At 35.4% G+C, this 25,833-nt stretch carries 27 protein-coding genes; 2 read left to right on the top strand and 25 right to left on the bottom strand.

What is annotated here, in order from left to right; genetic code table 11:
• Positions 1 to 6 precede the first annotated feature (6 nt).
• The 9 genes from uxaC to BN853_RS04240 form a co-directional block, all read right to left on the bottom strand.
• Complete coding sequence (uxaC, locus tag BN853_RS04280) at positions 7 to 1,398, bottom strand: glucuronate isomerase (protein WP_030004723.1); 1,392 nt, start codon at positions 1,396 to 1,398, stop codon at positions 7 to 9.
• On the bottom strand, positions 1,398 to 2,885 hold the full coding sequence (locus BN853_RS04275; protein WP_030004722.1) for a UxaA family hydrolase: 1,488 nt from the start codon (positions 2,883 to 2,885) through the stop codon (positions 1,398 to 1,400). The genes uxaC and BN853_RS04275 overlap by 1 nt, the downstream gene beginning before the upstream one ends.
• A 1-nt stretch (position 2,886) precedes the next feature.
• Positions 2,887 to 4,314 (bottom strand): tagaturonate reductase, encoded by a 1,428-nt coding sequence (locus BN853_RS04270; protein ID WP_030004721.1) that lies wholly within the window; start codon positions 4,312 to 4,314, stop codon positions 2,887 to 2,889.
• Positions 4,315 to 4,567: 253 nt separating this feature from the next.
• Positions 4,568 to 5,416: an aldo/keto reductase gene (locus tag BN853_RS04265; RefSeq protein ID WP_030004720.1), complete on the bottom strand. Its 849-nt coding sequence runs from the start codon at positions 5,414 to 5,416 to the stop codon at positions 4,568 to 4,570.
• Between the two features lie 11 nt (positions 5,417 to 5,427).
• Positions 5,428 to 6,483 (bottom strand): M42 family metallopeptidase, encoded by a 1,056-nt coding sequence (locus tag BN853_RS04260; protein WP_030004719.1) that lies wholly within the window; start codon positions 6,481 to 6,483, stop codon positions 5,428 to 5,430.
• A complete protein-coding gene (gene trmB / locus BN853_RS04255; RefSeq protein WP_030004718.1) occupies positions 6,480 to 7,079 on the bottom strand; it encodes a tRNA (guanosine(46)-N7)-methyltransferase TrmB in 600 nt (199 codons plus the stop codon). The genes BN853_RS04260 and trmB overlap by 4 nt, the downstream gene beginning before the upstream one ends.
• On the bottom strand, positions 7,069 to 7,932 hold the full coding sequence (locus BN853_RS04250; RefSeq protein WP_030004717.1) for a DUF368 domain-containing protein: 864 nt from the start codon (positions 7,930 to 7,932) through the stop codon (positions 7,069 to 7,071). Before BN853_RS04250 ends, trmB begins: the two co-directional genes overlap by 11 nt.
• On the bottom strand, positions 7,925 to 8,200 hold the full coding sequence (locus BN853_RS04245; protein WP_030004716.1) for an HPr family phosphocarrier protein: 276 nt from the start codon (positions 8,198 to 8,200) through the stop codon (positions 7,925 to 7,927). The genes BN853_RS04250 and BN853_RS04245 overlap by 8 nt, the downstream gene beginning before the upstream one ends.
• 13 nt (positions 8,201 to 8,213) lie before the next feature.
• Entirely contained in the window at positions 8,214 to 8,552 is a 339-nt protein-coding gene (locus BN853_RS04240; RefSeq protein ID WP_030004715.1) for a hypothetical protein, read from the bottom strand.
• Between the two features lie 113 nt (positions 8,553 to 8,665).
• On the opposite strand from BN853_RS04240, the gene BN853_RS04235 reads away from it, so the two are divergent.
• On the top strand, positions 8,666 to 9,484 hold the full coding sequence (locus BN853_RS04235; protein ID WP_030004714.1) for an undecaprenyl-diphosphate phosphatase: 819 nt from the start codon (positions 8,666 to 8,668) through the stop codon (positions 9,482 to 9,484).
• 95 nt (positions 9,485 to 9,579) lie between these two features.
• On the opposite strand, the gene queA is transcribed toward BN853_RS04235, so the two are convergent.
• The 4 genes from queA to BN853_RS04215 are packed head-to-tail and all read right to left on the bottom strand — an operon-like array spanning position 9,580 to position 12,823.
• The gene (queA, locus tag BN853_RS04230; protein ID WP_030004713.1) at positions 9,580 to 10,599 is read right to left on the bottom strand and encodes a tRNA preQ1(34) S-adenosylmethionine ribosyltransferase-isomerase QueA; all 1,020 of its coding nucleotides are present in this window, start codon (positions 10,597 to 10,599) and stop codon (positions 9,580 to 9,582) included.
• Entirely contained in the window at positions 10,596 to 11,609 is a 1,014-nt protein-coding gene (gene ruvB, locus BN853_RS04225; protein WP_030004712.1) for a Holliday junction branch migration DNA helicase RuvB, read from the bottom strand. Before ruvB ends, queA begins: the two co-directional genes overlap by 4 nt.
• A gap of 44 nt (positions 11,610 to 11,653) precedes the next feature.
• Positions 11,654 to 12,208 carry a Holliday junction branch migration protein RuvA gene (ruvA, locus tag BN853_RS04220; protein WP_030004711.1) on the bottom strand — a complete coding sequence of 185 codons (555 nt, stop codon included), beginning with the start codon at positions 12,206 to 12,208 and terminating at the stop codon, positions 11,654 to 11,656.
• Between the two features lie 18 nt (positions 12,209 to 12,226).
• Positions 12,227 to 12,823 carry a class I SAM-dependent methyltransferase gene (locus BN853_RS04215; RefSeq protein ID WP_030004710.1) on the bottom strand — a complete coding sequence of 199 codons (597 nt, stop codon included), beginning with the start codon at positions 12,821 to 12,823 and terminating at the stop codon, positions 12,227 to 12,229.
• A gap of 80 nt (positions 12,824 to 12,903) precedes the next feature.
• Between BN853_RS04215 and BN853_RS04210 the strand changes: the two genes are divergently transcribed.
• Positions 12,904 to 16,539, top strand: coding sequence for a hypothetical protein (locus BN853_RS04210; protein WP_030004709.1), 3,636 nt, complete (start codon positions 12,904 to 12,906; stop codon positions 16,537 to 16,539).
• Positions 16,540 to 16,572: 33 nt separating this feature from the next.
• Here the strand turns inward: BN853_RS04210 and BN853_RS04205 are convergent, their stop codons facing one another.
• The 12 genes from BN853_RS04205 to aspS all read right to left on the bottom strand — a co-directional run bounded on the left by BN853_RS04205 (position 16,573) and on the right by aspS (position 25,832).
• On the bottom strand, positions 16,573 to 17,091 hold the full coding sequence (locus BN853_RS04205; RefSeq protein WP_030004708.1) for a 2-oxoacid:ferredoxin oxidoreductase subunit gamma family protein: 519 nt from the start codon (positions 17,089 to 17,091) through the stop codon (positions 16,573 to 16,575).
• Positions 17,084 to 17,827, bottom strand: a complete 744-nt coding sequence (locus BN853_RS04200) for a thiamine pyrophosphate-dependent enzyme (protein ID WP_030004707.1) — start codon at positions 17,825 to 17,827, stop codon at positions 17,084 to 17,086. The genes BN853_RS04205 and BN853_RS04200 overlap by 8 nt, the downstream gene beginning before the upstream one ends.
• Entirely contained in the window at positions 17,824 to 18,888 is a 1,065-nt protein-coding gene (gene vorB / locus BN853_RS04195) for a 3-methyl-2-oxobutanoate dehydrogenase subunit VorB (RefSeq protein ID WP_030004706.1), read from the bottom strand. The genes BN853_RS04200 and vorB overlap by 4 nt, the downstream gene beginning before the upstream one ends.
• The gene (locus tag BN853_RS04190; protein WP_052591232.1) at positions 18,881 to 19,099 is read right to left on the bottom strand and encodes a 4Fe-4S dicluster domain-containing protein; all 219 of its coding nucleotides are present in this window, start codon (positions 19,097 to 19,099) and stop codon (positions 18,881 to 18,883) included. The genes vorB and BN853_RS04190 overlap by 8 nt, the downstream gene beginning before the upstream one ends.
• Before the next feature lie 8 nt (positions 19,100 to 19,107).
• Positions 19,108 to 20,187: a Glu/Leu/Phe/Val family dehydrogenase gene (locus BN853_RS04185; protein WP_030004704.1), complete on the bottom strand. Its 1,080-nt coding sequence runs from the start codon at positions 20,185 to 20,187 to the stop codon at positions 19,108 to 19,110.
• A gap of 118 nt (positions 20,188 to 20,305) precedes the next feature.
• Positions 20,306 to 21,220, bottom strand: coding sequence for an RluA family pseudouridine synthase (locus BN853_RS04180; protein ID WP_052591229.1), 915 nt, complete (start codon positions 21,218 to 21,220; stop codon positions 20,306 to 20,308).
• A complete protein-coding gene (gene lspA, locus BN853_RS04175) occupies positions 21,201 to 21,692 on the bottom strand; it encodes a signal peptidase II (protein WP_030004702.1) in 492 nt (163 codons plus the stop codon). Before lspA ends, BN853_RS04180 begins: the two co-directional genes overlap by 20 nt.
• Positions 21,689 to 22,066, bottom strand: coding sequence for a hypothetical protein (locus tag BN853_RS08960; protein ID WP_052591227.1), 378 nt, complete (start codon positions 22,064 to 22,066; stop codon positions 21,689 to 21,691). Before BN853_RS08960 ends, lspA begins: the two co-directional genes overlap by 4 nt.
• A complete protein-coding gene (locus BN853_RS04165; protein WP_030004700.1) occupies positions 22,029 to 23,027 on the bottom strand; it encodes a S16 family serine protease in 999 nt (332 codons plus the stop codon). Before BN853_RS04165 ends, BN853_RS08960 begins: the two co-directional genes overlap by 38 nt.
• Positions 23,027 to 23,494, bottom strand: coding sequence for a deoxycytidylate deaminase (locus tag BN853_RS04160; protein ID WP_052591226.1), 468 nt, complete (start codon positions 23,492 to 23,494; stop codon positions 23,027 to 23,029). Before BN853_RS04160 ends, BN853_RS04165 begins: the two co-directional genes overlap by 1 nt.
• Entirely contained in the window at positions 23,481 to 23,987 is a 507-nt protein-coding gene (msrA, locus tag BN853_RS04155) for a peptide-methionine (S)-S-oxide reductase MsrA (protein ID WP_030004698.1), read from the bottom strand. The genes BN853_RS04160 and msrA overlap by 14 nt, the downstream gene beginning before the upstream one ends.
• A gap of 117 nt (positions 23,988 to 24,104) precedes the next feature.
• Positions 24,105 to 25,832, bottom strand: coding sequence for an aspartate--tRNA ligase (aspS, locus tag BN853_RS04150; protein ID WP_030004697.1), 1,728 nt, complete (start codon positions 25,830 to 25,832; stop codon positions 24,105 to 24,107).
• Position 25,833 lies beyond the last annotated feature (1 nt).

Below are 25,833 nucleotides of genomic sequence, written 5' to 3'. Positions count from 1 at the left end.
TTTTTTCTACATTTTGAAGTATTTGTTTGCATTCTCATAAGAAATGTTTCTAACCACTTCGCCTAAGAGTACTTCATCATTTGGAAATAACCCTTCTTCGACCCAAGTACCGATTAAGTCACAAACCAAACGTCTAAAGTATTCATGTCTTGGGTAGGATAGGAAACTTCTTGAGTCTGTTAACATACCAACAAATTGGCTTAATAACCCATTATTAGCTAACGCAATCATTTGTTTTTTCATGCCATCGATGTGGTCGTTAAACCACCAAGCCGAACCACATTGTAGTTTGCCGCTTACTTTACCATCTTGAAATGCTTGCATTAATGTAACCACAATGTCATGGTCTCTTGAATTTAATGCGTAAATGATTGTTTTAGGTAATTGGTCATTTTCTTCTAATTTATTCAGTATTTGCGATAATGGTTTTGCAATTGGATCATCGTTAATGGCATCATAGCCAGTGTCAGGTCCTAAAAGCTTTAACATACGTGAGTTATTATTGCGTAGTGCACCAATGTGATACTGTTGAACCCATTGACGCTTATGATACGCTTTACCTAAGAATACCAAAACATGACCTTTGTACTGCTTAATTTCATTTTCTGATAACGGCTCGTTGTTTCTTGCTTTTTTGAAGATTTTTTCAATTTGTTCTTTACTAGACTCAACATAAACAATTGAATCAAGGCCATGGTCTGATAAACTACAACCATTTTCAGTAAAGTAATCCATACGTTCTTCAAGCGCTTTTTCTAATGAATCAAGATCATCTATACGATAACCAACAACACTTGAAAGTTTATTAACCCATTCATTAAACCAAGAAAGTTCAATATTAATCGCTTTGTCTGGTCTAAATGCAGGTAATACTTTAAAGCTGTTGTTTTCATTTTTTAACAATTGATGGTAATGAAGGTCATCGGTTGGATCATCGGTGGTACAAACAATTTTAACATTGCTCATTTCAATAAACTTCTTTGGTGTCAAATGAATTAATTGTTTGTTTGCCTCTTCATAAATTGATTTGGCTGTGTCTTTGTTTAATAACGTTTGAATCGAAAAGAATCGTTGAAGTTCTAAGTGGGTCCAGTGATAAAGTGGACTACCAACTAGATAAGGTACTACTTCTGCCCATTTTAAGAATTTTTCGTAATCAGGCTTATCCCCTGTGATATATGCCTCATCGACGCCATTTGCTCTCATTAAACGCCACTTATAGTGATCGCCACCGAGCCAAACTTTCGCTAAGTTTTCAAACGGCTTGTTTTCATAAATTTCTTTTGGATTCAAGTGACAGTGATAGTCAATGATTGGCATTTTAGCTGCGTGTTCGTGATATAGTTTTTTTGCAGTTTCACTATTCAACATAAAATCTTTGTCTAAAAATGGTTTCATTATAAGATCACTCCCGTCTTAAATATACCAATTTCTCTAAAATGATTAATTTCGTTTCTTGTCTTTTTACCATTAACAACAGAAACGATAAAATCAACAAATTCTTCAAGTAGTTCATCCATTGATTTGCCTTCGGTCAAACTACCCGCATTAAAATCAATCCAGTTTGGTTTTTTCTTATAAATATCGGTATTCGTTGATACTTTAATCGTTGGAATAAACCCGCCAAAAGGTGTACCTCTTCCAGTTGAGAATAAAACGAGTTGGCAACCACTCATCCCAAGGGTTGTTACTGAAACTAAATCATTACCTGGGGCTGAAATCAAATTCAGTCCTTTTGTTTTAAGTCTGTCCGTTTGACTTAAGACATCACAAACGATGCTGCTTCCTGCTTTTTGTGTACAGCCTAATGATTTATCCTCAAGTGTTGTTATGCCACCATTTTTATTTCCTGGTGAAGGGTTATCGTAGATTACTTGGTTATTTGCTTTATAGTATGCTTTGAAATCGTTAATTAAATGAACTGTTTTGTTAAAGACCTCTTCATTTTTTGCACGACGCATTAGAATTTTCTCTGCACCAAACATTTCAGGGACCTCAGTTAGTACTGATGTACCGCCATGATAGGTGATATAATCACTTAATTTACCTAGTAAAGGGTTAGCTGTGATTCCAGAAAAACCGTCTGATCCACCGCACTTTAATCCGATTTTCAACTCTGAAACGTCCGCTTTTGTACGGCGATCATTTTTCATCTCATCATATAGTTCTGTTAGCATTTCAAGGCCGGCTTCAAGCTCATCTTCTACGTCTTGCATGACCATGAATTTGACTCGGTTAGGATCGTATTCACCAAATGATTCTCTAAACTCTTTGACCTGATTGTTCTCACACCCTAATCCGAGCACTAAAACAGCACCTGCATTTGGATGTTTTGCAATATTTTGAAGGGTTTCTTTTGTGTTTTCATGGTCATCCCCCATTTGAGAACATCCAAACTGGTGTCCAAAAATATGTATACCATCAAAATTCTCTGAGTCCGGATTGACTTCTCTTAAGAATAAATCAGCCAGTTGACGTGTTTGGCCAACAATACAACCAACGGTCGGTACAATCCATAACTCATTTCTGATACCAACTTCATTGTTTTTACGGCGATAAACGTATACGTCTCTATTTTTTACTTTCACGTCGTAATTTTCAAATTGAGGTTTGTATTCGTAATTTAATACGTCATCTAAGTTGGTTGCCACATTGTGAACGTGTACGTGTGCCCCTTTAGTAATCGGTGACTTTGCATGACCGATTGGAAAACCGTATTTAATGATGTCTTCTTTTTCGTTTATGTCCTTTAGAGCAACTTTATGACCTTTGACTATATCTTCTTTGATTTCAATGCCATTAATGAATTCACCCTTTTTAAGATCCACTAATGCGATCATCACGTTATCTTGTTCATTAATAATGATGTATTTTGTATTTTCCATATTAAACCTCCATCATTTTTTTAAGTGCTTCTCTCATCCCTAGAGTTAAAATATCTTGAACTGAAGAGGTTACAAAATGAACGACTTTTTCATTCATTAACCAGGAAGAATCAAAATGTTTTGATGATAGAACCGTTTTAACTAAGTTCGTAACGTCACCAATTGCCCATAAATCATTAAATAAGTCAATGAACACTTGATCGTCTTGAATATTGATTATTTCATCGTTACGTTTGCCTCGATAGAAAACGAGTAAACTTGCTAAACTGAATAACGCACATTTTGGCATTGAGCCTTTTTCAAGTGTTTCTTCAACTGTAGGTAGAATCCTTGATTTGTATTTGCTCATTGAATTTAGGGCAATACTCATTAACTCGTGTCGAACAAATGGGTTTAAGTATCTTTCTAATACACTGTTTGCAAATTTGTCCATATCTTCTTTTGGAAGATTGATGGTTGGAATAACTTCATCAAAAATATAACTTCTAATGAATTTTCCAACTAAAGGATCATTGACTGATTCTTTAACCGTATCAATGCCTGATAAATACGCCACTGGTACCATTGCGGTATGTGAACCGTTAAGAATTTTAACTTTACGTTCTTTATAAGGTTTAAAATCATCCACAAAGTAGACATTTAGACCAGCTTGATCAAACGGTAAACGTTCATTCAACCCTTTTGGCCCTTCAATCACCCAAAGATGGAAAATTTCACCTTTAACCATTGAGTGGTCTAGATAACCAAATTTTTCTTCTAATGCGCTGTGGTTTTCTCTTGGAAAACCAGGTACAATACGATCTACTAAGGTATTGTAATAACGATTTGATTCACTCATCCAATTAATGAAGGCTTGATCAAATCCATTATAGTTTGCTAATTCAATTAGCACACTTCTTAATGTTTTACCATTGTAATCAATTAGTTCACAAGGAATGATATCTAAGGATGCTTTTTGCCCTAACACATCGTATCTGGTCTTTAAGAACATGAGTAGTTTACCTGGAAAACTAGTCGGTGTGATCTTTGTAGATACCTTTTCTTCTAAAAATTGAATACCAGCTTCTGTTGTATTTGAAATAATGGTTGTAATATTTGGATCTTTTGCAAGATTTAAATAACCTTCATAATCCTTAAAGGGATCATAAAATCCACTGATGACGTCGATCAAGCGATTTTGATTGATGACCTCACCTTGATCAAGACCCTCTAATATTAGTGTATAAAGTCCGTCTTGCTCTTCTAAATCTTTAACGCGTCCAAATGGCATTGGTTGAACCACTGCTACGTTACCATCAAACAGCCCTTTTTCATTAAGTGTTTGAATAAATGGCTCGATAAAAGCACGTAAGAAATTACCTTCACCAAATTGAACCACTTTGATTGGTCTTGATGGTGCAGGTTTAATTGTTCGAGACAATCTCTCCATAAAATCCCCCTAGATGTTTAATTGTTATTTTAACCGGCATGAATATCAACCGTTTGTATATGCGAACACCGTTTAAATACACTTTATTTTAACATTGATGTATGACCTTGTCAATGATTTTTTGTAATCTAATGTAACCGTTTTACAAACTTGCTGTTTTCGATCTTCTAATGGCCGCTTATATAATATATATAGAAATCATTTAAAAACAAAAAAAGAGCTAGAATTTTCATTCTAAACTCTTAATATTGGATTATGCTTGTTTGACAAAACTATTGTTATCTGGATCCGTATAAACGCGTCTGCCACGATTTAATAGATTGATTGCTTCGACGTCTTCTTTGGTTAATTCAACGTCTTGCGCATGTAAATTTTCTATAATTCGTTTTGGTGTGACGGATTTTGGAATCATAAAGACACCTCTTGCAAGCCCCCAAGCAATAACGGCTTGTGCCACCGTAATATGATGTTTATCAGCAACTTGTTTTAATCCTTCAAAATATGGGCCATCAGGATTAAAAACTTCCCCCTTCATAAACGGGCCATAAGAAATCATCTGTATGTCGTATTTTGCCATATATTTTTGAAGTGAGGTTTGGTTTAATCCTGGATGCATCTCAACTTGATTGACCATTGGATAGATTTTCGCTGTCTTTAGAATTGAGTCTAGGTGGTGTATTTTAAAGTTTGATACACCAATGGCTCGAGCCTTTTTATTTTGATAACAGACTTCCATGCCTTTCCATGTCGCTTGATTTAGTTCAAAGCTTGGACTTGGCCAGTGAATAATGTAGAGATCAACGTAGTCAAGACCGAGTTTTTTTAATGAAACATTTAGTTCATCAATGGCTTCTTGATAGCCCAATTTTCTAGCGTTTAATTTGGTAGTTACAAAAATTTCTTCCCTTGGTATACCTGAATCTTTGATTGCTCTACCGACAGACTCTTCATTAAAATACATTTGAGCCGTGTCAATGTGACGATAACCGTCTTTTAGTGCCTGCAGGACAGTGTCATACGCTTCTGGGCCTTCGCCGACAAGAAATGTACCTAAGCCTAACATAGGCATTTTGACTCCATTTGCTAATGTTTTTGTTAACATGTTAACCCTCCTTAATGTGCTTGAAATATTGCTATTTGTTCGTTCGTTAGTGTGTTGATTACTTTTCTAACCATTTGATAAGCTGCGAAGTGATCTTTTAAATCAAACATAGCAGCTGTTGAGTGAATATATCTTGCTGGTAAGCCAATCGTAGTCGCAATAATGCCGTCGTTTGAATCAAGTGCTCTTGCTGCATCCGTTCCACCTTTAGCGATGTAGACTTGATAGTTGATGTCATTTGACTCAGCAACTTCCTTAAACCAGTTAAATAGTTTAGGTGCCATGATGTTTCTAGGGTCATATAAACGAATTAGAAAACCTTCACCCATTTTTCCAGAAGCGCCTTGATCTAGTAAATCATTTAATGGTGAGGCGTCTAATGCAATAAACATATCCGGTTTAAACTTAAACACGGCGGTACCCGCGCCTCTTAAGCCTACTTCTTCTTGCACAGTAGCACCAACGATTAAATGAAAGTCTAGTTCAACGTCGTCATAATCCCTGATTACCTCTAAAGCCATGCCACAACCCCAACGGTTATCGACAGCTTTTGAAATGATCCGATCTTTATTATAGGTTTCTAAATATATGTTTTGATTTAGTACCATATCACCAATTGAAACCCCAAAGGCTTTAACCTCTTCTTTTGATGTGGCACCAATGTCTAAGACAAAGTCCGGGAAATCAACTTTCTGAGTTTTTGATAAATGTGGTGGTATTGAACCAATCACACCGGGAACTAATCCATTTTTCCCTTTGACATGAAGCACCTGTGAGATAAACACCTCAGGAACTAAACCACCGATTGGAATCACTTTTAGTCCGCCATTTGGCATAATGCTTGATACCATAAGTCCAACTTCATCCATGTGCCCAGCAATCATCACTGTTTTTGCGTTAGGATTTTTAGATTTTTTAACCGCAAATACGGAACCTAAGTTATCTGCTTCTATCGTATAATTTTTGTATTTCTTTATTTCTTCTAACATGATTGATTTGACGTCAGACTCATAAGCTGAAATGCCAAACGCGTTCATTAGTTTTTCGTATATTGGATCTATTTTCATTTGATTACCTCCGCTATTAATCCGTAAATGGCGCCGCCTTCACGGTTTTTTAATTCGTATTCACTTACTGCACTTCTTGGTTTACAATTGTAGTCAATCCAAGTAATCTGAAACCCACTTGTTTTGAAATACTCAACAGAATCATCAAAAAGCGCTTGATGATCTGTACGAAACTCAATTGAACCTTGTTTGACCAACAAATTTTTATATTTTTCTAAAAATGTATGATAGGTAAGACGTCTTTTATGATGTCTTGACTTTGGCCAAGGGTCCGAAAAATTCAAATATACTTTATCAATTGTCTTTGGATCAAAAAACGCTTCTAAATCATTAGCATCGCCATTGATGATGGTTAAATTATCCATTTTGAGTTCCAGTTGTTTTTCTAAAATGCGGTAGGAAACGTTGATGTCTTTTTCCATCGCAACGTAATGTATGTGTTTATTCTGCTGTGCTAATTCAATGATGAACTTTCCTTTTCCACTACCTATTTCAAGATGAATTGGTAAATTGCTATAGATTTTTTCAGGCTCGGTGATTACCAAATCAGACTCACTTACGGCTTCAAACGCCCCTTTTACTTTTTTAGTTCTCATATTTTTTTATTAATGCGTATGACAAATACGCCGCTCCTATCATTAAGATCACCCCAACCATATAATGGCTGAGTTCAATGTTTTTAAGTGGGTTTGTTTGATTTAATAAATACATAATTGCAAATGGACTCGCAAAAAGCATACCGATAATGCCATAATAAAAGCGAACTTCATGTTTTTCCATCAAATAGGCCATCAATTTAGACGTCACTACTGCACCGAGTATTGCGCCTATACCTAAAAGACCCACAGGGAGAATTAAATTAACTAATGCTTGAAAGTCCAGTTGAATCAACGACTCAATCAGTTCTTTCGCTAGGTCAAGAACGTGTTGATAATAACCTAAAACCAGCAAAACCATAGAGCCGCTAATCCCTGGAGCAATCATTGTAAATGCAGCTAAAAAGCCAATGACAAACAACATAATGTAATAGATTGTACCTGATGCAATTCCACCAGAACCACCAATCAGTGGAAGCAGGATAATGAGAGCGAATAAAGACATAAATATCAAGTAATCAGGCCATTCAACTGCTCTTTTATTAACAATACCTACGATTGGTTTGATACCGCCAAAAATAAGTCCTATGAAGATTAAAGTCGTTGGTAATGGAAATGCCTCATAGCCATATGAAATTAAAAAGACACCGATGAGGACCCCCAAGATAATCCCAATAATTAAGAGATACGTATCTTTGAGTGCTTCGAGTGGCTTTTTAAATGCTTTGTTTATTGCCTCAATCAATTTGTCATAAATGCGAAAAATAACTGCAATCGTCCCACCACTAACACCAGGAATAATGTTGGCAATTCCCATTAATGATCCTTTTGCAATTTCAATCAATTTATTCATTAACAACAATACCTAAATTTTCAGTAAATAAAAGGGCAGAAATCGCTTCAAGTGCTTCTTCAGCGTCATAGCCTTTCACTCTTACTGTAAATTTAGCCGCTTTGTAAATGCCTAAGGACATAACACCCATGATGGATTTCATGTCAACACTGCGGTCATTAGCAACTAACCAAATATCCGATTCAAAACGCATTGCCAAATTCACTAAATTCGTTGCTGGTCTCGCATGAATTCCGTTTTCTGCGATTACTTTAAATGTTCTTTCCATGTTGTAATACCTCCTATTGTTTTAAACTGTTTATAATTTCTTTGGGTTCGTACTCAAAGGTTGCTGTTATTTCGTTTGATTTTACAAACACACCTTTATAGCTTAAAGCCTTCATTTCTGTCATATCTACTTTTTTATAGTCCTTGATATAAAACTTAACTCGTTCATGTTCTACCTTGATGTCAATCAAATTATCGCTTCCAATTGCTAATCTTAATCGATTGACAAAATCAATACTAATCGTTTTTACTTTTTTGTTTCTTTTTGACTTACTTTTACTCAAAAGGATAATCACAAAGATAACAACCAGTAACGCTGCAACAATCCCAACGTATAAATACACATTATCCACTCAATCACCCCTCATAATAAATTATACGTTTTATAAAGCGTTTTTACAAGCAAAAATATAATGTAGCATTTTTTACCTAATTTGATTATAATAGTTTTATCGAGGTGTGAACAATGAATGAATTTATAGAACTAATCAAATACCTAATATTAGGCATCGTACAAGGCTTTACTGAAATATTACCAATCTCAAGTTCTGGACATTTAGTCTTATTTCAACATATTTTAAATTTGAAACAACCAGGACTTGTTTTTGAAATGTTTACAAACACAGCATCCTTTCTTGCGTTATTTATTTTCTTTTCAAAAGACATCATCCATTTGATTAAACAAACGTGGTCATTTGTGATTAAAGGTGACAAAGAGGCAAAAAACGATTTCTTCTATGTGTTGAAATTAATCGTCGCCATCATTCCTATTGGAATTGTTGGCTTACTAATTAAAGATCATTTGGATGGATTTAAGACGCCGCTATTCGTAGGTCTCGCGTTATTACTAACGGGATCGTTCTTATTTTATATTTATAAGAATCGAAACGAAAACAATTTAAATGAAGAAATTACCTTTAAAAATGCTTTAGTGATTGGATTAATCCAAGTTGCAGCCGTATTTCCAGGTATTTCTAGAAGTGGCTCTACTATTATCGGTGGATTATTTCAAAAGGTGTCGTTAAAGTCACTCTTAAAGTTTTCATTTCTTTGTTATATCATCATATCCGTTCCTACGTCATTATTAAGTGCGATTGAGCTATCAAATGCAACCTTTGAAATCAATATTCTTGGCTATGGACTCGCATTTCTTTCAACATTTGTTGCAACTTACTTTGCCGCTTACTTATTAATGAAAAAGATCGAAGTACGACACTTAAAGTACTTTGCAATCTACTGTTTTACCATTGGTCTAGTTGCAATATCATCCCATCTATTCTTTTAAAAATAAAACCACTCAAAAGTAAGTCACTTTAAAGATCACCAAAATGCTTGGATTGACCATCAAAGTCCTAACTCAAATGAGTGGTTTTTTTATATTTATTTGATGAACATTGCGTCTCCAAAAGAAAAGAATCGGTATTTTTCTTTAATTGCCTCTTTATATGCTTTTAAAATTAGTTCTCGACAGGATAATGCTGAAACCAGCATAACCAGTGTTGATTTGGGCAAATGAAAATTGGTAATTAAAGCGCCAATTGTTAGAAATTTGTAGCCAGGGTAAATAAATATGTCTGTTTCGTATAAACCAGGTTTGAAACTTGTCCCATCGTAATTACTTTCTAGTGTTCTAACCGAAGTCGTTCCAACCGCAACAATTCTTTTTTTGTTTTGCATTGCTAGATTTAATCGATTTGCAGCATCCTCAGAAATCAAGTAACTTTCTTTATGCATGTGGTGATCTTCGATGGTTTCTGTTGAAGTTGGTCTAAACGTACCAAGACCAACATGGAGCGTTACTTCGATGATTTCAATTTGCTTTTCTTTAATCTTGTCTAATAAATCTTTGGTGAAATGAAGACCCGCGGTTGGTGCCGCTGCACTGCCGATTTCTTTTGCGTATACGGTTTGATAACGGTCTTTGTCCTCAAGTTTTTCATGGATGTATGGTGGCAGTGGCATTTGACCAAGCTGCTCAAGAATTTCATAAAAAATCCCTTCATAGATCATTTGAAAGGTTTTTATTCCATCTTCCTTTTCACCCACACATTTGGCTTTTAGCATCCCTCTACCAAAAGAGATGACCGTGCCTACTTTTACACGTCTACCCGGTTTAACAAGTGCATCCCATAAGGATTCTTTTTGTTCTAAAAGCAAGAGTTCAATCACGGCATTTGTGTCTTCTTTTTCCCCAATCAGTCGTGCTGGCATTACCTTTGTATTATTGATTACGAGTACATCGTTTGATGATAATTCCTCTAGGATATCATAAAAATGCTTATGTGAAAACGATTGATTTTCTCGATCAACAATGAGTAGTCTAGATGTGTCTCTGTTTTCTAATGGGTGTTGAGCAATGAGCTCTTCTGGTAAGTTAAAATCAAAATCGTTTGTTTTCATTCTTCAAATAGTCCTTTAAAATATTTTATACCCAAGAGGTCGTATGTTTTTTTCATAGCAACTCTCCCTCTTGCGGTGCGTTTAATATAGCCTTCTTGTAGTAAAAATGGCTCGTAAACGTCTTCTACGGTTGTTACTTCTTCGCCAATTGTCGCGGCAATTGACTCTAGCCCAACTGGGCCACCACCAAATTTTTCAACAATCGCACTTAAATAGCGCTTGTCGGTGTAGTCAAGTCCTGAAGGGGCAATACCGAGTTTATCAAGTGCTAAGTTTGTTATGTCCTTTGTGATCACACCATCACCAATGATTTGGGCAAAATCGCGAACTCTTCTAAACAGTCGATTCGATATACGAGGTGTCCCACGGCTTCGTTTTGATAATTCAAGGACAGCGTTTGCTTCAATTTCAGTTTTATATACAATCGAGGTCCGTCTTATAATATCCGCTAGTTCTTCATTTTTATAATATTCGAGTCTCATTACAACACCAAATCGGTCTCTTAAAGGCGCAGATAAATCACCAAAGCGTGTGGTCGCACCAACAAGGGTAAATGGTGGTAAATCAATCCTTATCGATCTTGACTGTCCATCTTTTCCGATAACGATGTCGATTACATAGTCTTCCATGGCTGAGTAAAGAACTTCTTCAACCACACGAGGTAATCGGTGTATTTCATCAATAAACAAAACATCACCAGGTTCAAGTGACGTCAAAATGGCAGCCAAATCGCCTTGTCGCTCTATTGCAGGGCCACTGGTTACTTTGATATTAACGTCCATTTCATTGGCGACAATTTGAGCAAGTGTGGTTTTTCCTAACCCTGGAGGGCCATAAAATAGGATGTGATCAAGCGCTTCATTTCTCATAAGCGCGGCTTTGATATAAACATCTAACATTTCTTTTATATCTTTTTGACCCACGTAATCCTGAAGTCTCTGAGGTCTTAAAGTTTGATCTTCGTCTTCTTTAAACGCCATAGACGAAATAATTCTATCATCTGATTTCATAATTGTATTTATCGCTTCAATTAATATTGAAACTCATACCTCCTCTACTTCATCAATAATTGTAAGGCTTGTTTGATCATTTGTTCGGTAGTTAAGCTTTGATCTAAGTGCTTTTGAATCTTTTTAAATTCGGTTTGTGAATAACCAAGCGCCATTAATGCTTCTTTTACTTCATCTTGAGCCATGAATTCATTTGTGTCTTCTATTTTATCAAGTTTACCTTTTAAATCTAATATGATTTGTTGAGCGCTTTTCGGCCCGATGCCTGGAAACTTAGTTAAATACTTAACGTCTTGTGATTCAATAGCAAAGATAATTTCAGTTGGTTTACCTACCGCAAGTATACTTAGTGCACTTTTAGGTCCAATGCCTGAGACACTAATCAAGTCAATAAATAAATCCCTTGCTTGTATACTTGAAAAACCAAACAACGTATCTTGATCTTCACGTAAATAGTGATGAATGTGAATGGTTGTCTCCTCTTCTAGTCGATAAACGTATGGGTTTGGCGTCACAATCAGATAACCAATGCCTTGATTTTCAATGACAACGTTGGTTGGAAAAATCATCTTGATGACACCTTTGATGTATGCGTACATAATTTATACCTCGTCCATTCATATTTTCTTTAAAACGATAAAGTTCTTGTGATTCGTATGAACAATTTCAAAACCAATTGTTTTGGCTAAATACTCAAAAACATGTAAATCATAAAAACAAATGTGAGTTTTATCTCTAATATACCACCAGTCATCAAATAAATCGAACGGTGGTTTAAACTGTGTCATCACGATTAAGTGCCCTTGGTCATTTAAAAGTCGATGAAATCTAATGAATTCATCGAAGGGATGTTTAAAGTGTTCTACGGTCTCAATGGTGATTATATGATCAAATCTTTGTTCAAAGATAGCTTCATTTGGATGATAAAACAAATCATAACTTGATACATCATAATCGACTAGAAGCGCTTCTAATACGCGTTCTTGGCCACATCCAAATTCCAAGACATTACCTTTTTTCAAGTATGGTCTTATATACTGTTCTAAAATCTTTGTTTGATACGCATGATAATTTGAATCGTTTAAATCGTTATGATGTTCATCGTATCGTTCTTTTTCATCTTCTAGACTGACATAGCCATTAGGGTCTTTAATAACAAAATGAGTTAACTCATCGTAGAGGTACTTTATTCCCTTAATTATTTTCTCTTGCATTTTAAAATCCCCTTACAGTAAGATTATATCAAAATCATCTTGCGTTATGTTATAATAATTAATGAATTAGAGGTGAGAGATTGATTACTTTCGAACCTAAAAAATACGTAGAGACCCAAAAGGAGCGTTTTGATACGCTTTTTGTCCATGCCCCTAAATCAATTGCTTTTAAAAATGACATAACTTACATTCTTAAATCAACTCATCATAGCATATCTGATGAATTAAATCAAATTCAAGAAATTGATAAACAGTTCGCCATTAACCTCTCAGAACATTCAAAAACATACAATCAAGAATACAAACGGATCAAACAAGAACTTGACCAAAGTCTTGTCTTATTAGAAAGCACACTTCTACAAGAAAAAGACAATTTAAAGCGCCAAGAAATTAAAAATAACTACGATGGTCCTAATCAGTTACTTGAGATCAATCAGCTGATCAACGAAAAAACAACCCATTTATTTAAAACAATTGATGAGTTCACCATCGAAAAAGTTAAAAAAATTAAGACCATCGATATCAAGAGTGATAAGCACAAAGATCACTACAAAAAACAAATATCGATCATCGAGAATGAAAAAGACCATCTTCTTTCTGAACGATTAAAACAGTATGAAAGCGAGATAACAATTAATCATAAAAAAAATCATGATCGAATGTTAAATCTAAACATTAAGCAACATGAAATTGAAACTGAAGTTAAAATCGAACAAAAATCATATGATGATGACATCATCAGTATTAAAACGGCGTTTAACCGAGTGATCGTGCGTATTAATGATAACATCAAATTAATCCAACGACGATTTAATAATGAAATCAAAAACTTCGAAGAAACGACCATTAGTGAAACACAAAAAGTCGAAGAATTAATTGAACAAAATAAAACTGAACTATTAGATAAAAATCGGATTATTTTAGATCAATTCGGACATGAACTCATGTATTTCGATAAAAAAATCGATGAACTTAAAGAGCTATCGATCACTAATAACGACGTAATTACAAAATCTTACACCCGAGATGTGACGCAAAGCAATCAAAAATTAGCGTATTTAAAAGAAGAAATTACGGATAAAAAAGCGGTGTTAGAACAACAAGCATCGACAAAACGAAAACAATTAGATTCTTCTAGTCCTGATTACAAACTATCCTTAGGAAAAATAAACAGAGATTTAAAAATTGCCCGTAAAAAACTTGATATTTCCTTAGAGACATGCATTAGGGATACGAAATTAAGTAACCTAAAACGTAAAAAGCAATTCCATAAAGAACTTCTTGCTAACGAATACGATTACACATCAAAACTAGAATTTTACCGTTTTAAACGTAATACAAAAGAAATGAATAAAAACCATTCTCTTTTAATGCTTGGCTTACGTTATGAACAAAAAATACATAATCTTAAGAATCAACGCCTTAGACTTGAAGAATCGCTTCTCATAATGAATCAAGTCTTAAAAGAAAAACAAACTCAAGCCATACGCCCCTTAGACATTCAGGTAAGTTTAGCAAGACACATTCACGACACTGAAATGAATTATCGTATGTCTGAACATAGTTTTGATAAACAAACCATCCAGTTTAATAAACAGAAACTACTGACAGATGACCAATTGTTACAAGAAGAAATAGTCTATGAACGCAATTTGAGCACCCTAAATTATCAAAATGACGTCAAAAATATACAAATCGAAAAGTATTTGGAAATCGAGTATGAAAAGAATAAATACATTGGTGATAAAAAGATCAACGATCTTCAAAAACAACTGATTGAATACGAATTCCAAAAGACTGAACAAACCCTAAGGTATCATTATTCACTCGAAAAAGAAAGTCATCTTAATAAACAAAAAGAGATTACTTTTATTCAGCGTAACAATGCTCAAATCATTGATTTAAATGACCAGATCATCGAACTAAATCATGACTACCAAAACGAAGTAGAAAAACTTCATTTTAATTTTCAATTAGCGGCACATAAATCAAAGAAAATCATCGCAACGGCGCTTTTTGAGTCACAAAAACAACGTAAATACCTAGATTTGTTTTATCAACTGGCCACAAAAATTCAAAGTGAACAAGATAAGTTCTATCTACTTATCAACGATTTATACCGCATCACTGATATTGAAACCTTTAACCAGGCAAAAGATTATTTAATTGAGATTATCGGTGCACAACTCGAAGCAAAAATGCAATTGTGTACTTCTTTAAACAGTGTACTTACTGAATTTTACAATCATAAGATCAATGAATTGACGGCGTTTAAATACATGAGTCTACAAAAAGACATTGAAGTCGAATATGAACAATCTCACAAACAATTACTTCTTGAAATTAAACGTCTCGACGATCAAATCCGTGAGTACCGCAAACAATCTTCAGACCTATACCAAGAGATCGCGTTTGTTGAGAATCAAATTATTGATATTGAAAAAACAAAAGGGATCATCAGAAATCAAATAACAAGTCTTAGAGAATCCTCAGATAAACAAAGTCGTAAAACGATAAAGAACTTATATTTAGAAGTACAAACCCTAAATAAAGAAATTATCAGACATAAAAATGAGATTGCCCATTTAAAACTTCAAATCAATCAAATTAATTCTAGAATGAACACAGCAAATAAGGCTTATAAACCAATTCAAATCATGGTGAATCAATTAGAAAAAACGCGCATTTTACGTGAAGAAAACTTGACTAAAAATCAATACAAGGAAGGTAAGATATATTACGATTCCATTGAATTTTTAAAATCAATCGAAATTGATTACGAACGATACATTAGTCATACACTCACAACGATTAAACAAGCCTTTAATCGATTTGAACAATTTGAGTACAAAGAACGTGCCACTAAAGTCTTTGTAAAGCAACTGATCAAATCGCTTGAAAATCAAAAAAACAAGCAAAACAATGTCCACACGCGTCTAACAACACTAATAGACAGTCAGTATGATCACATTAAAAAAGAGCAAGATCTTCTCATAGCCGATCTAACTCATCGATTTAAAGGTGAACGTTCTAATGCAACACATCATTACAAACAAAAGCTCAATAAACTTAGACATAAGGAAATTGAGTTAAACCATTATCAAAGAAATTTTATTAAGATCCAAGAAAAGCACTTATCGAATACCATGAAAATGCATAAAATGCATTTCATACAAAAAAATAATCATTTAAGCTACTTAATAAAAACACAAGAAATGGCTCTTTATAAAGCCAAAGAAGGTAAAAACAACCTTCTAAAAGCAACCAAAGAAAATAGTGCTGCGGTAATTCTTTCTAATGGCTTATCACTAAAACAAGAAACGAAAAAATTGTATCATGCCATTTTGAGTATTAGAAAAGATAAGAACGATTATCTCAACAAACTAAATGAAGAGCATGAGCTTCAAAAACTTCGCTATCAAACACAGGAATTGCATTATTCAACCGTTAACAAAAATTTCAGAAAAGATTTAAATATGAAATTAGTCGACGCAAACGAAGCCTACGCTAAAATGATGAATCAATTAAATCAAAAGTATGAACATTTGATGAAATATTATTTAAGAAATGAGTTTCTTTTCGACAAAGTGATTTGGTTTAAATCAAAGAAACATTCAATTGGTTTATCAATCAAGACACTCTATAAAAAATATCAAATGTCCTATCTTATCTACAAAGAAAAACGTAAATTAAAGAGACAATTATCAAAAAAATAGTCATTAGAGTTTAAATCTAATGACTTTTTTTATCTAGAGTGCTTGGTAGCCAGCCTTTATGGCGTTTATATTTTGTTCGATTAAATGTTTTTTAGAATCCTTGAAGAAATACGCTAAGGAATTAATTACATCTTCTAAATTTAATAAATTTGTCTTCTTTAAATAAGCACCGAGCATTACCATATTTAGACTTCGATCATCAATTTCTTTTGCTAGCAGGGTTGCCTCAATTCCAATGTGCCTTTCGTCGTTGTTTTTTGTTTTAACTAACGTCGCATTATATAAGATTAAGTTCTTCGTTTTGTCATAGAATTTCAAATAAGACGGTTCATTAAAACAGATAAAGTCCATCGATTGATCAAAAACAGGCGAAAATATTTCTTCATCTGATATACAAACCATGCAGTTTGCGGTTCCACCTCTAGTCTCAGGCCCATAGGTAGGTACAAACGTGCTTTGATAACCTTTGTTCATTGATGCATGAGCAATAAGTTGACCCAGTAACATCACACCCTGACCACCAAAACCGGCAATTCTTATGGTTTTATTCATCTTGAGACACATCCTTAAATACACCAAGTGGGTAAACTTTAGACATTTCATCATCTACCCAGTGCATTGCCTCAATCGGACTCATTTTCCAATTCACTGGGCAGGTCGATAATACCTCAATCATCGAAAATCCTTTTTGGTTTATCTGCATTTCAAACGCTTTTTTGATGGCTTTTTTTACTTTTTTCGCATTTGCTGCCGACGTTAGACTCACTCGTTCAAGGTATGCAACACCATCAAGGTGTTGAAGCATTTCAGTTACTTTGATTGGATAGCCTTGCGTTTGCGGATTTCTCCCTGTTTTAGAAGTTGTTGTCACTTGACCGTTTAATGTGGTTGGGGCCATTTGTCCACCAGTCATGCCATAGGTTGCGTTATTCGCGAAAATAACTGTGATATTTTCACCTCTATTTGCAGCATGTATGGTCTCAGCTATACCGATTGATGCCAAATCCCCATCGCCTTGATAAGTAAAAACAACTCGGTCATTTAATACGCGCTTAATGCCTGTTGCAACCGCACAAGCTCTGCCATGAGCGGCTTGTTGCATGTCACAGTTAAAATAATCATACGCATAGACACTGCATCCGACACTAGCCACACCCACGGTATGATCAAGAACTTCAAGTTCTTCTAACACCTCAGCAACCAATTTATGCAAAATGCCGTGCGTACAACCTGGACAGTAATGTGTTTTTGACTCTGTTAAGCCTGATGTTTTTTCATATTTAATCATTTAATCACCCACTTATCGAAATTGATGATGGCATCTCTGATTTCTTCAGGATTCATCACCATTCCTCCGGTTCTTCCGTAAAAAGCCACTTTAAATCGGTTTTTATTAGCAATTAATACGTCATCAAGCATTTGACCTAAACTAAGTTCTGTTACGAGAATACCCTTTGCATTTGGATTAATCTTAGAGAAGATTTCCGTTGGAAAAGGCCAAAGCGTGATTGGTCTAATTAAACCTACTAAATAGCCTAGTTCAGTTAATTCTTTTATCGCTGATTTAGCAATTCGAGACACGGTTCCGTAACAGACGATAACGTAGTCTGCTTTTTCAATGTCTTTATAATCCACTAAAACTTCTTCTTTTTTTGCTATTTCGTATTTTTTTTGAAGGTGAAGGTTGTGTTCTTCTAGTAGACTAGGATTTAAGAGTAAACTGTTAACCACGCGTCTATCCCCGTGATATTTCGTACCAATCGTCTCGAAATCATTTTTAAAAGGCGGTCGTTTATAGGGTTTGTCCATATCCACTGCTTCAATCATTTGAGCAATGAGGCCATCAATTAAGATCATCACGGGGTTTCGATATTTTTCTGCCACATCAAACCCATTGACTAATAAATCGACGGTTTCTTGTATGTTTGAAGGCGCATACACAATGGTTTGGTAGTCACCATTTCCGCCACCTTTAACCGCTTGATAATAGTCTGCTTGCGATGGTTGAATGCCACCAAGACCAGGGCCACCCCTCATGACTGAAACGATAACACACGGCAATTCAGCCCCTGAAAGATAACTGATTCCTTCTTGTTTTAACGCAATCCCAACGGATGAACTCGATGTCATCACACGCTTACCACATCCCGCAGCACCATAGACCATATTGATTGCTGCAACTTCTGATTCTGCTTGCACAAATACTTTATTGTGTTGAGGTAGTAAGGTGCTTAAATACTCAGGTACCTCATTTTGTGGTGTAATTGGATAACCAAAAAAGGCATCGATGTCAGCCTTAATAGCTGCTAAAGCAATTGCCTCATTACCTTTTAGAAATTGTTTAGCCATTTTTGATCACCTTAATCACAGAATCCGGACAAATAATTGCGCAAAAGGTGCATCCAATACAACGATTAATATCAGATACATCAACTAACGCATAGCCCGATTGATTAAACCTTTCTTTTGATAATTCTAGAATTTTCACTGGACATTGTGACACACAAAGTTCACAGCCCTTACAATACTCATCTTTAAATTCTAACTGGTATTTACTCAAATTGCCACCTACCTTTTTATGTAATTATCGTGAAGATTACGCACCGATTCAATTCGATTTTTAGCGAAGACCTTAGCGGCCAATTGTGTCGGTATGTTTTGGTTTTTAGATATATCAAATACTTGAATCAATCGGTCGTAGATTAACTTAATGTCATGTTCAACTTTTTCTTTGGTATAGTCATTGAGTTCATAATATACATTGATTAATCCGCCGGCATTTATCACAAAATCTGGTGCATAAAGGATGCCTTTATCTAATAATGCATTACCGTGCGTTTGCTCGTCAAGTAGCACATTATTAGCGGTACCAGCAATAATTGGTGCTTTAAGCACCTTGATTGTTTCGTCGTTTAGCACACCACCAAGTGCACATGGGCAAAACACATCAACATCCAGTGTAAAAATATCTTTTGGCTCAACATATATTACCTCTGGGTGTTCTTTTTTCATACGAGCGATGTGTGATTCATTGATTTCTGAGAAGTATATTTTTTTCGCACCTGCGTTTAATAAGTAATTAATCAAATAATAACCCGTTTGTCCTGCACCTTGTACTGCAAACGTATAATTCTCGATTGACTCATTGTTAAACCGATACTTAAGTGCCGCTTTAATTCCATAAAAAGCCCCGAGTGCAGTAAATGGTGATGGGTTACCTGATTTACCTTCCAGCCCAACAACGTAATCCGTCTCCATATGAACATAACTCATGTCTTTTGTTGAGGTATTGACATCCTCAGCCGTTATGTATCTGCCATTTAAGCTTTGAACGTAACGACCTAACCCTCTAAAGTAGGCCTCAGACTTGACAATTTTAGGGTCACCGATTAACACGGTTTTTCCCCCACCTAAATTTAACCCTGCTGCAGCCGCTTTGTAAGTCATGCCTCTAGCTAATCGTAAGCAATCTTTTAATGCATCATCTTCTGATTCATAGTTCCAAATTCTTGTTCCACCAAGGGCTGGTCCAAGCGTCGTATTATGAATCACCGTAATCCCTTTTAAACCCGTTGATTTGTCATAAAAATAAACCACTTGTTCATACTTGTCTTTTTCCATTAAATCAAAAACCTTAACGTCGTTCATAAATTCCCTCCCATATAAAAGCGTTTTCATCTATAGTATAACATAGTTATACTCGAAAATATATGATTGATTTTTTAAATCATTAATGACATTAAAAAAAGAAAAGCTTTCGCCTTTCTTAGTTTTCATCTCTTAATTTCTCAAGGTAGGTATTAAAATTCTCTGGTCTTTCTTTCGTAAAAGACATAAATTCACCTGTCCTCGGATGGTTAAATCCAATTTCTTTGGCATGTAAATACTGCCCCGTTTGACCAATCGCTTTTTTAGGACCATAGGTGACATCGCCAACGAGAGGGTGGTTGATGTAACTCATATGAACACGAATTTGATGTGTTCTACCTGTTTCAAGTTCACACTGAACAAACGTGAACCCGTTAAACCGTTCTAAAATCGAAAAGTGCGTCACGGCGGTTTTGCCTGTGTCGGTCACTGCCATCTTAAGTCGGTTGATTTCGTCTCTTCCAATTGGTGCGCTAATCGTTCCAGAAGTTTCCTTAAATTCACCGTAACAAATGGCTTCATAAACGCGTTTAATCGAGTGCACTTGTAGTTGTTTTACAAGTTCTTCGTGGGCAAAATCGTTCTTAGCTATCATTAATAAACCCGAGGTATCTTTATCAATTCGATGCACGATACCAGGTCTTAAATCCCCATTAAGTGTCGATAATTGATCGTTAAATAAAAATTTGATGCCGTTGATAAGCGTTTTTTCTTTAAAGCTGACCGATGGGTGTACCACTAGTCCTTGTGGTTTGTTGATAACTGCGACATCATCATCTTCATAAATGACTTCGATGCCAAGATCAATTGGTTCTAGGTCATACTTAACTTCATCTTCAATGAATATTGTAATCTCATCATCAAATTTGCTTTGATAACTCGCTTTAATGGGTTGATTGTCTAATAACACGTTACCCTTATCGAAGATTTTTTTAATTTGACTTCGACTCATTTGTTCCAGGTTATTCGTTAAAACCACGTCGAGTCGTTGATTCACTTCTTCATTTGAAATATTAAATACTATTTTTTTCATCTATTTTCTCATTCCTCTTATGCTCAAAGAAAAAAGCATCAATTGCAAAAGCAATCACTCCGGCAGTTAATGCCATATCTGCAACGTTAAACGTTGGAAAATCATAACCAAAAATATTAAAATCTAAAAAATCGACCACATACCCACGAAAAACCCGATCAATGTAGTTTCCGATGGTTCCACCAATAAATAGTGTGATTGCAGTCGAATAAAACCATTTTGTCTTGAAATTTACCGATCGAAACATATAGATAAACGCAGCTAGTGCGATGATCGGAATAATGTATAAGACCAGAAAATTATTCTGCATTTGACCCCATGCCACACCATAATTATGATGCTGAACAATTTGAAAAAATCCATCAATTATTGTAATTCTACCGACGCTGTGCGCGACGTTATAAACAATCCAAAGTTTGGATAAATGATCCAAAATAACAATACTAATAATTAGAATAACACCTATAATCATACATAACCTCCAAAGATGATGGAAATAACCACAACCCCAATAATTAATAGACTGTAGCCTATAATCCGTGTCCATTTCAACATTACAATTTTATCACAATCCATCGTTTTTTCAAAATAGAAAATGGCTTGAAAAAAAAGTGATATTTTAAGATCGATATAAAATACGATAACGCCTAAAATGGCATAAGATACAATTTTTTGTACCGCTGAAAAAATAAGTAGATTAATCAAGAGCAACATCAGTGGTAAAACTGCCATGGTACTGTAAAGTAATGAATCGATTGTTGCTTTCCTCTTAGTCCTTTTTGGTACATCATTCATCCGTTGTTTATCTCTAAGATAAGCGTTTTTGTAAGTCAAAAATAGCTTCACTGAATTCACCTACTTCCACAAGTTCAAATGACGGATTATTCAGTTGATTGTAGGTGTTTAACGCCTCGGTATAATTTTCTTTTCCTACATAGAAAACATCGACTACTTTTGACTGATGAACTGTCCACATTTTTTGTTTAATACCACCAATTTCGCCAATCATTCCATTTAATGATATCGTGCCTGTTCCAGCGATTAAAAGCGAATCTAAATCTAAGTTAAGCAGTTGACAATAGATGTAAATGGATTGCATAAGACCACCAGAGGGGCCACCGACAAAATCATTTTGGTAGTTTTTTATATAACTTGGTGTTGTGTTAATCTCATAGTAAGGCTCTAAGCTAAAGCCAAAGCGATTGGTCGTTAGATTTCGTTTGATACGCATTGATTTCGTAATTCCGTCTCGTGTAACTTCGACTTCAACTTCTAACTTACCATCAACTAATTTTATCCATTCTTCATAGGGTAGTGACTCAAAAGAAACCCCATCGATTGTTTGAATTAAATCGCCAATCCTTAGTGCTGAATCACTTGATTTATAAGAAACCACATACCCTTTGAGTTTTTCATCTACCGTAATACCTTGATCAATTTTAGCAGCTTCTTTGTAAGCATTGATTATCGCGTACTGATAGCTTAATTCTTCTTGAAGCTGCCCGATATCAAATTGATCTTTCGGCTGAATTGTAGATGACGTCATTGGCAAAAGCGTAAAATAGTCAAAATAGCGGCTAATCCAGGCTTGAAACAATGTTACTTTCGGCAGAGTAATCACATAAACCGTATGTATTTGAGGCATTTCATCGGTGTTTTCAATTGAAATTTGATTTTCAACCGATTTTATGTGTCCTGGTGCAGTCAATTGATAATTGAGTGGGGTTATCAATAAAGCAATCAAAAATGCATAGCCAATCAAAGCCCATCTCAATGTCTTTTTATGTTCGACAATGTATTTGTACATTACTCAAGCGTTACCTTTACTTCTTGACATTGACGATACGTAATGTCTGCTTTATCAAGCATGCGCTTGGCGGCAATATCCGATGGTGTTCCATTGTATTTTGAGGACGCATAAACAAGTTCAGTAATGCCGCTTTGAATGATTAACTTGACGCATTCATGACATGGAAAAAGCGTGACGTAAATGGTTGCACCTTTTAGGTTTTGGGTTGCATTTAAGATGGCATTTGCTTCTGCATGAACGACGTAAGGGTATTTTGTGTCTTCAAATTCTCCGTCTTTTTCCCAGGGAAAGTCATCGTCGTTCAATTTTTGAGGAAACCCATTATAACCAATACCAACAATGCGTTTGTCTTGGTTGACAATGCAAGCACCAACTTGAGTGTTTGGATCTTTTGATCGTTTCTCAGATAACATAGCCACACCCATAAAATACTGATCCCAAGAAATATAATTACTTCGTTTCATTTTTTTCGTCCGCTTGAAGTAAGCCTAAATTAATGTGGCAGTAACCATTTGGTTTTTTAACTAAATAGTCTTGATGATAATCCTCAGCCAAATCAAAATGCCTCAATGGTTCAACAGAAACCGTGATTTTCTTTGGGTCGTTTTTTTGTAACTCTGCGATAAACGATTCGGCAATCAATTGGTCTTCGTTGTTTTCGTAATAAATCCCTGTTCGATATTGTACACCGATATCATTTCCTTGTCGATTAATCGTGTGTGGATTGATGATTCGAAAGAAATGCTCTAGTAAGGTCACTAAATTCGTTTTTGATTCGTCATAGACAACTAAAGTCGCTTCTGCATGAGTCGCTTTTCCATTACAAACTTCTTCATAAGAAGGGTTTCTGTAATTCCCATTTGCGTAACCAACGTCGGTGTCTGTCACCCCTTTTACATCTCTAAAATAGGCTTCTACACCCCAAAAGCAGCCACCTGCTAATACTATTTGTTTCATTGATGGTATCCTCCTATGTTTTCTTCTTAATTTATTTATATCATAATCTGGGAAAAAAGTCATTGACATGACCTTTTGTTTTTAAGAAAAGAAGACATTGTCTGTCTTCTTAGCTACTTACTTTTTAAAATCAATTTTTAGTTCATCTAATTGCTTACTATCGACACCACTCGGTGCTTGCATCATCAGGTCTCTTGCTGATTGAGTCTTTGGAAATGCGATGACGTCTTTAATGTTCTTAGTGTTCGTCATTAGCATCACGATTCGGTCAAGTCCAAGCGCAAGACCACCATGTGGTGGTGTGCCATATTTTAGTGCACCCACTAAGAACCCAAAGCGATCTTCAATCACTTCTTTTTCAAGACCTAAGACTTCAAACATCGTTTGTTGAATCGATGATTCATGAATACGTATCGATCCACCACCAATCTCATACCCATTTAAGACGATATCATAAGCTTGTGCCATGACCGCTTTAGGGTTTTCTTTCATTAAGTGTTTTTGGTGCTCTTTTGGTGCTGTAAACGGGTGATGTAGTGCAACGAAGCGGTTGTTTTCTTCATCAAACTCAAAGAGTGGCCAATCAACAATCCAAACAAATTCAAACTGATTTGGATTGGCAAGTCCAAAGGATTCACCGATTTCTTTTCTAAGCACACCGGCGGCATTTGATGTTTTTTCATAGTTACTAGAAGAGACTAATAGTAAAATATCGCCCTCTTTTAAATTGGTTTGTTCGATAAATGCGTCTTTATTTGCGATAAACTTAGCAATTGAACCACTTAGTTCGTTATTAATAAGCTTCACAAATGCTAACGCATCCGCGTGGTTTTTCTTGACCAATAACGTCAGTTTATCTAATTCTTTTCTGGTTAATTTTTCTGCTTCATTAAAGACAAATCCACGAACGACTTTATCAGCAAACAGTGGGATTTGAAGTGGGTCTAGTAAATCGTTATAGGATTGTAGCTTTAAGTCAAAACGTAAGTCAGGCTTATCTGAACCATAACTGCGAATGGCTTCATCGTAAGGCATTTTTCGAATTGGTAATTCTATTTCATGATTGAGTACCTTTTTAAACGTGTGAGCAAGCGTACGTTCAATCACAGCTTGAATTTCTGTTTCCGTTAAGAACGATGCCTCAACGTCAATTTGGGTGAATTCTAGTTGTCTATCCGCCCTTAAGTCTTCGTCTCTAAAACAACGAGCAATTTGAAAGTAGCGTTCAAATCCAGCGACCATATACAATTGTTTATAGATTTGTGGCGACTGAGGCAGCGCATAAAACTCACCCGGATAAATTCGTGAAGGCACTAAAAAATCTCTTGCGCCTTCTGGCGTTGATTTACCCAATATTGGCGTTTCAAATTCATTAAATGCTTGTTCTAGTAGTGATTCTCTAATGGCTTGTGTGATTTGGGAACGTTTGAGTAGGTAGTTTTGCATGACTGGTCGACGTAAGTCAAGATAGCGATACTTAAGACGTACTTCTTCTGAGGCGTTATCTTCGTGTGAAATACCAATCGGTGTCATTTCAGCTTCGTTTAGAATAATTAATTCAGTGACTTCAATCTCAATTTCACCGGTCGAAATATTCTTGTTTTTCGATTGACGCTCAATGACTTTACCTTTGGCCTCAATCACGTATTCTGATTTTAATCGCGTCGCGGTGTCATAATTACTGTTTTCAGGTAGCACGACTAATTGTGTAATGCCATTTTTATCTCTTAAATCAATGAATATAAGGCCACCTAGGTTGCGAGTCTTTGCAACCCAACCTTTTAAATAGACCGACATACCTAAGTGTGATCGATTTAATTCATTGTTGTGATGTGTGTATTTCATA

It is taken from the genome of Paracholeplasma brassicae, from assembly GCF_000967915.1.
Taxonomy (GTDB): domain Bacteria; phylum Bacillota_I; class Bacilli_A; order Acholeplasmatales; family UBA5453; genus Paracholeplasma; species Paracholeplasma brassicae.
Note: the sequence above shows the minus strand (reverse complement) of the source record. Positions and strands in the feature narration are given on the sequence as shown.

What these genes read in the sequence shown, in the direction of transcription:
- uxaC (WP_030004723.1), bottom strand. Translation starts at nt 1,398, where the DNA reads ATGAAACCATTTTTAGACAAAGATTTTATGTTGAATAGTGAAACTGCA.
- BN853_RS04275 (WP_030004722.1), bottom strand. Translation starts at nt 2,885, where the DNA reads ATGGAAAATACAAAATACATCATTATTAATGAACAAGATAACGTGATG.
- BN853_RS04270 (WP_030004721.1), bottom strand. Translation starts at nt 4,314, where the DNA reads ATGGAGAGATTGTCTCGAACAATTAAACCTGCACCATCAAGACCAATC.
- BN853_RS04265 (WP_030004720.1), bottom strand. Translation starts at nt 5,416, where the DNA reads ATGTTAACAAAAACATTAGCAAATGGAGTCAAAATGCCTATGTTAGGC.
- BN853_RS04260 (WP_030004719.1), bottom strand. Translation starts at nt 6,483, where the DNA reads ATGAAAATAGATCCAATATACGAAAAACTAATGAACGCGTTTGGCATT.
- trmB (WP_030004718.1), bottom strand. Translation starts at nt 7,079, where the DNA reads ATGAGAACTAAAAAAGTAAAAGGGGCGTTTGAAGCCGTAAGTGAGTCT.
- BN853_RS04250 (WP_030004717.1), bottom strand. Translation starts at nt 7,932, where the DNA reads ATGAATAAATTGATTGAAATTGCAAAAGGATCATTAATGGGAATTGCC.
- BN853_RS04245 (WP_030004716.1), bottom strand. Translation starts at nt 8,200, where the DNA reads ATGGAAAGAACATTTAAAGTAATCGCAGAAAACGGAATTCATGCGAGA.
- BN853_RS04235 (WP_030004714.1), top strand. Translation starts at nt 8,666, where the DNA reads ATGAATGAATTTATAGAACTAATCAAATACCTAATATTAGGCATCGTA.
- queA (WP_030004713.1), bottom strand. Translation starts at nt 10,599, where the DNA reads ATGAAAACAAACGATTTTGATTTTAACTTACCAGAAGAGCTCATTGCT.
- ruvB (WP_030004712.1), bottom strand. Translation starts at nt 11,609, where the DNA reads ATGAAATCAGATGATAGAATTATTTCGTCTATGGCGTTTAAAGAAGAC.
- ruvA (WP_030004711.1), bottom strand. Translation starts at nt 12,208, where the DNA reads ATGTACGCATACATCAAAGGTGTCATCAAGATGATTTTTCCAACCAAC.
- BN853_RS04215 (WP_030004710.1), bottom strand. Translation starts at nt 12,823, where the DNA reads ATGCAAGAGAAAATAATTAAGGGAATAAAGTACCTCTACGATGAGTTA.
- BN853_RS04205 (WP_030004708.1), bottom strand. Translation starts at nt 17,091, where the DNA reads ATGAATAAAACCATAAGAATTGCCGGTTTTGGTGGTCAGGGTGTGATG.
- BN853_RS04200 (WP_030004707.1), bottom strand. Translation starts at nt 17,827, where the DNA reads ATGATTAAATATGAAAAAACATCAGGCTTAACAGAGTCAAAAACACAT.
- vorB (WP_030004706.1), bottom strand. Translation starts at nt 18,888, where the DNA reads ATGGCTAAACAATTTCTAAAAGGTAATGAGGCAATTGCTTTAGCAGCT.
- BN853_RS04185 (WP_030004704.1), bottom strand. Translation starts at nt 20,187, where the DNA reads ATGAACGACGTTAAGGTTTTTGATTTAATGGAAAAAGACAAGTATGAA.
- BN853_RS04180 (WP_052591229.1), bottom strand. Translation starts at nt 21,220, where the DNA reads ATGAAAAAAATAGTATTTAATATTTCAAATGAAGAAGTGAATCAACGA.
- lspA (WP_030004702.1), bottom strand. Translation starts at nt 21,692, where the DNA reads ATGATTATAGGTGTTATTCTAATTATTAGTATTGTTATTTTGGATCAT.
- BN853_RS04165 (WP_030004700.1), bottom strand. Translation starts at nt 23,027, where the DNA reads ATGTACAAATACATTGTCGAACATAAAAAGACATTGAGATGGGCTTTG.
- BN853_RS04160 (WP_052591226.1), bottom strand. Translation starts at nt 23,494, where the DNA reads ATGAAACGAAGTAATTATATTTCTTGGGATCAGTATTTTATGGGTGTG.
- msrA (WP_030004698.1), bottom strand. Translation starts at nt 23,987, where the DNA reads ATGAAACAAATAGTATTAGCAGGTGGCTGCTTTTGGGGTGTAGAAGCC.
- aspS (WP_030004697.1), bottom strand. Translation starts at nt 25,832, where the DNA reads ATGAAATACACACATCACAACAATGAATTAAATCGATCACACTTAGGT.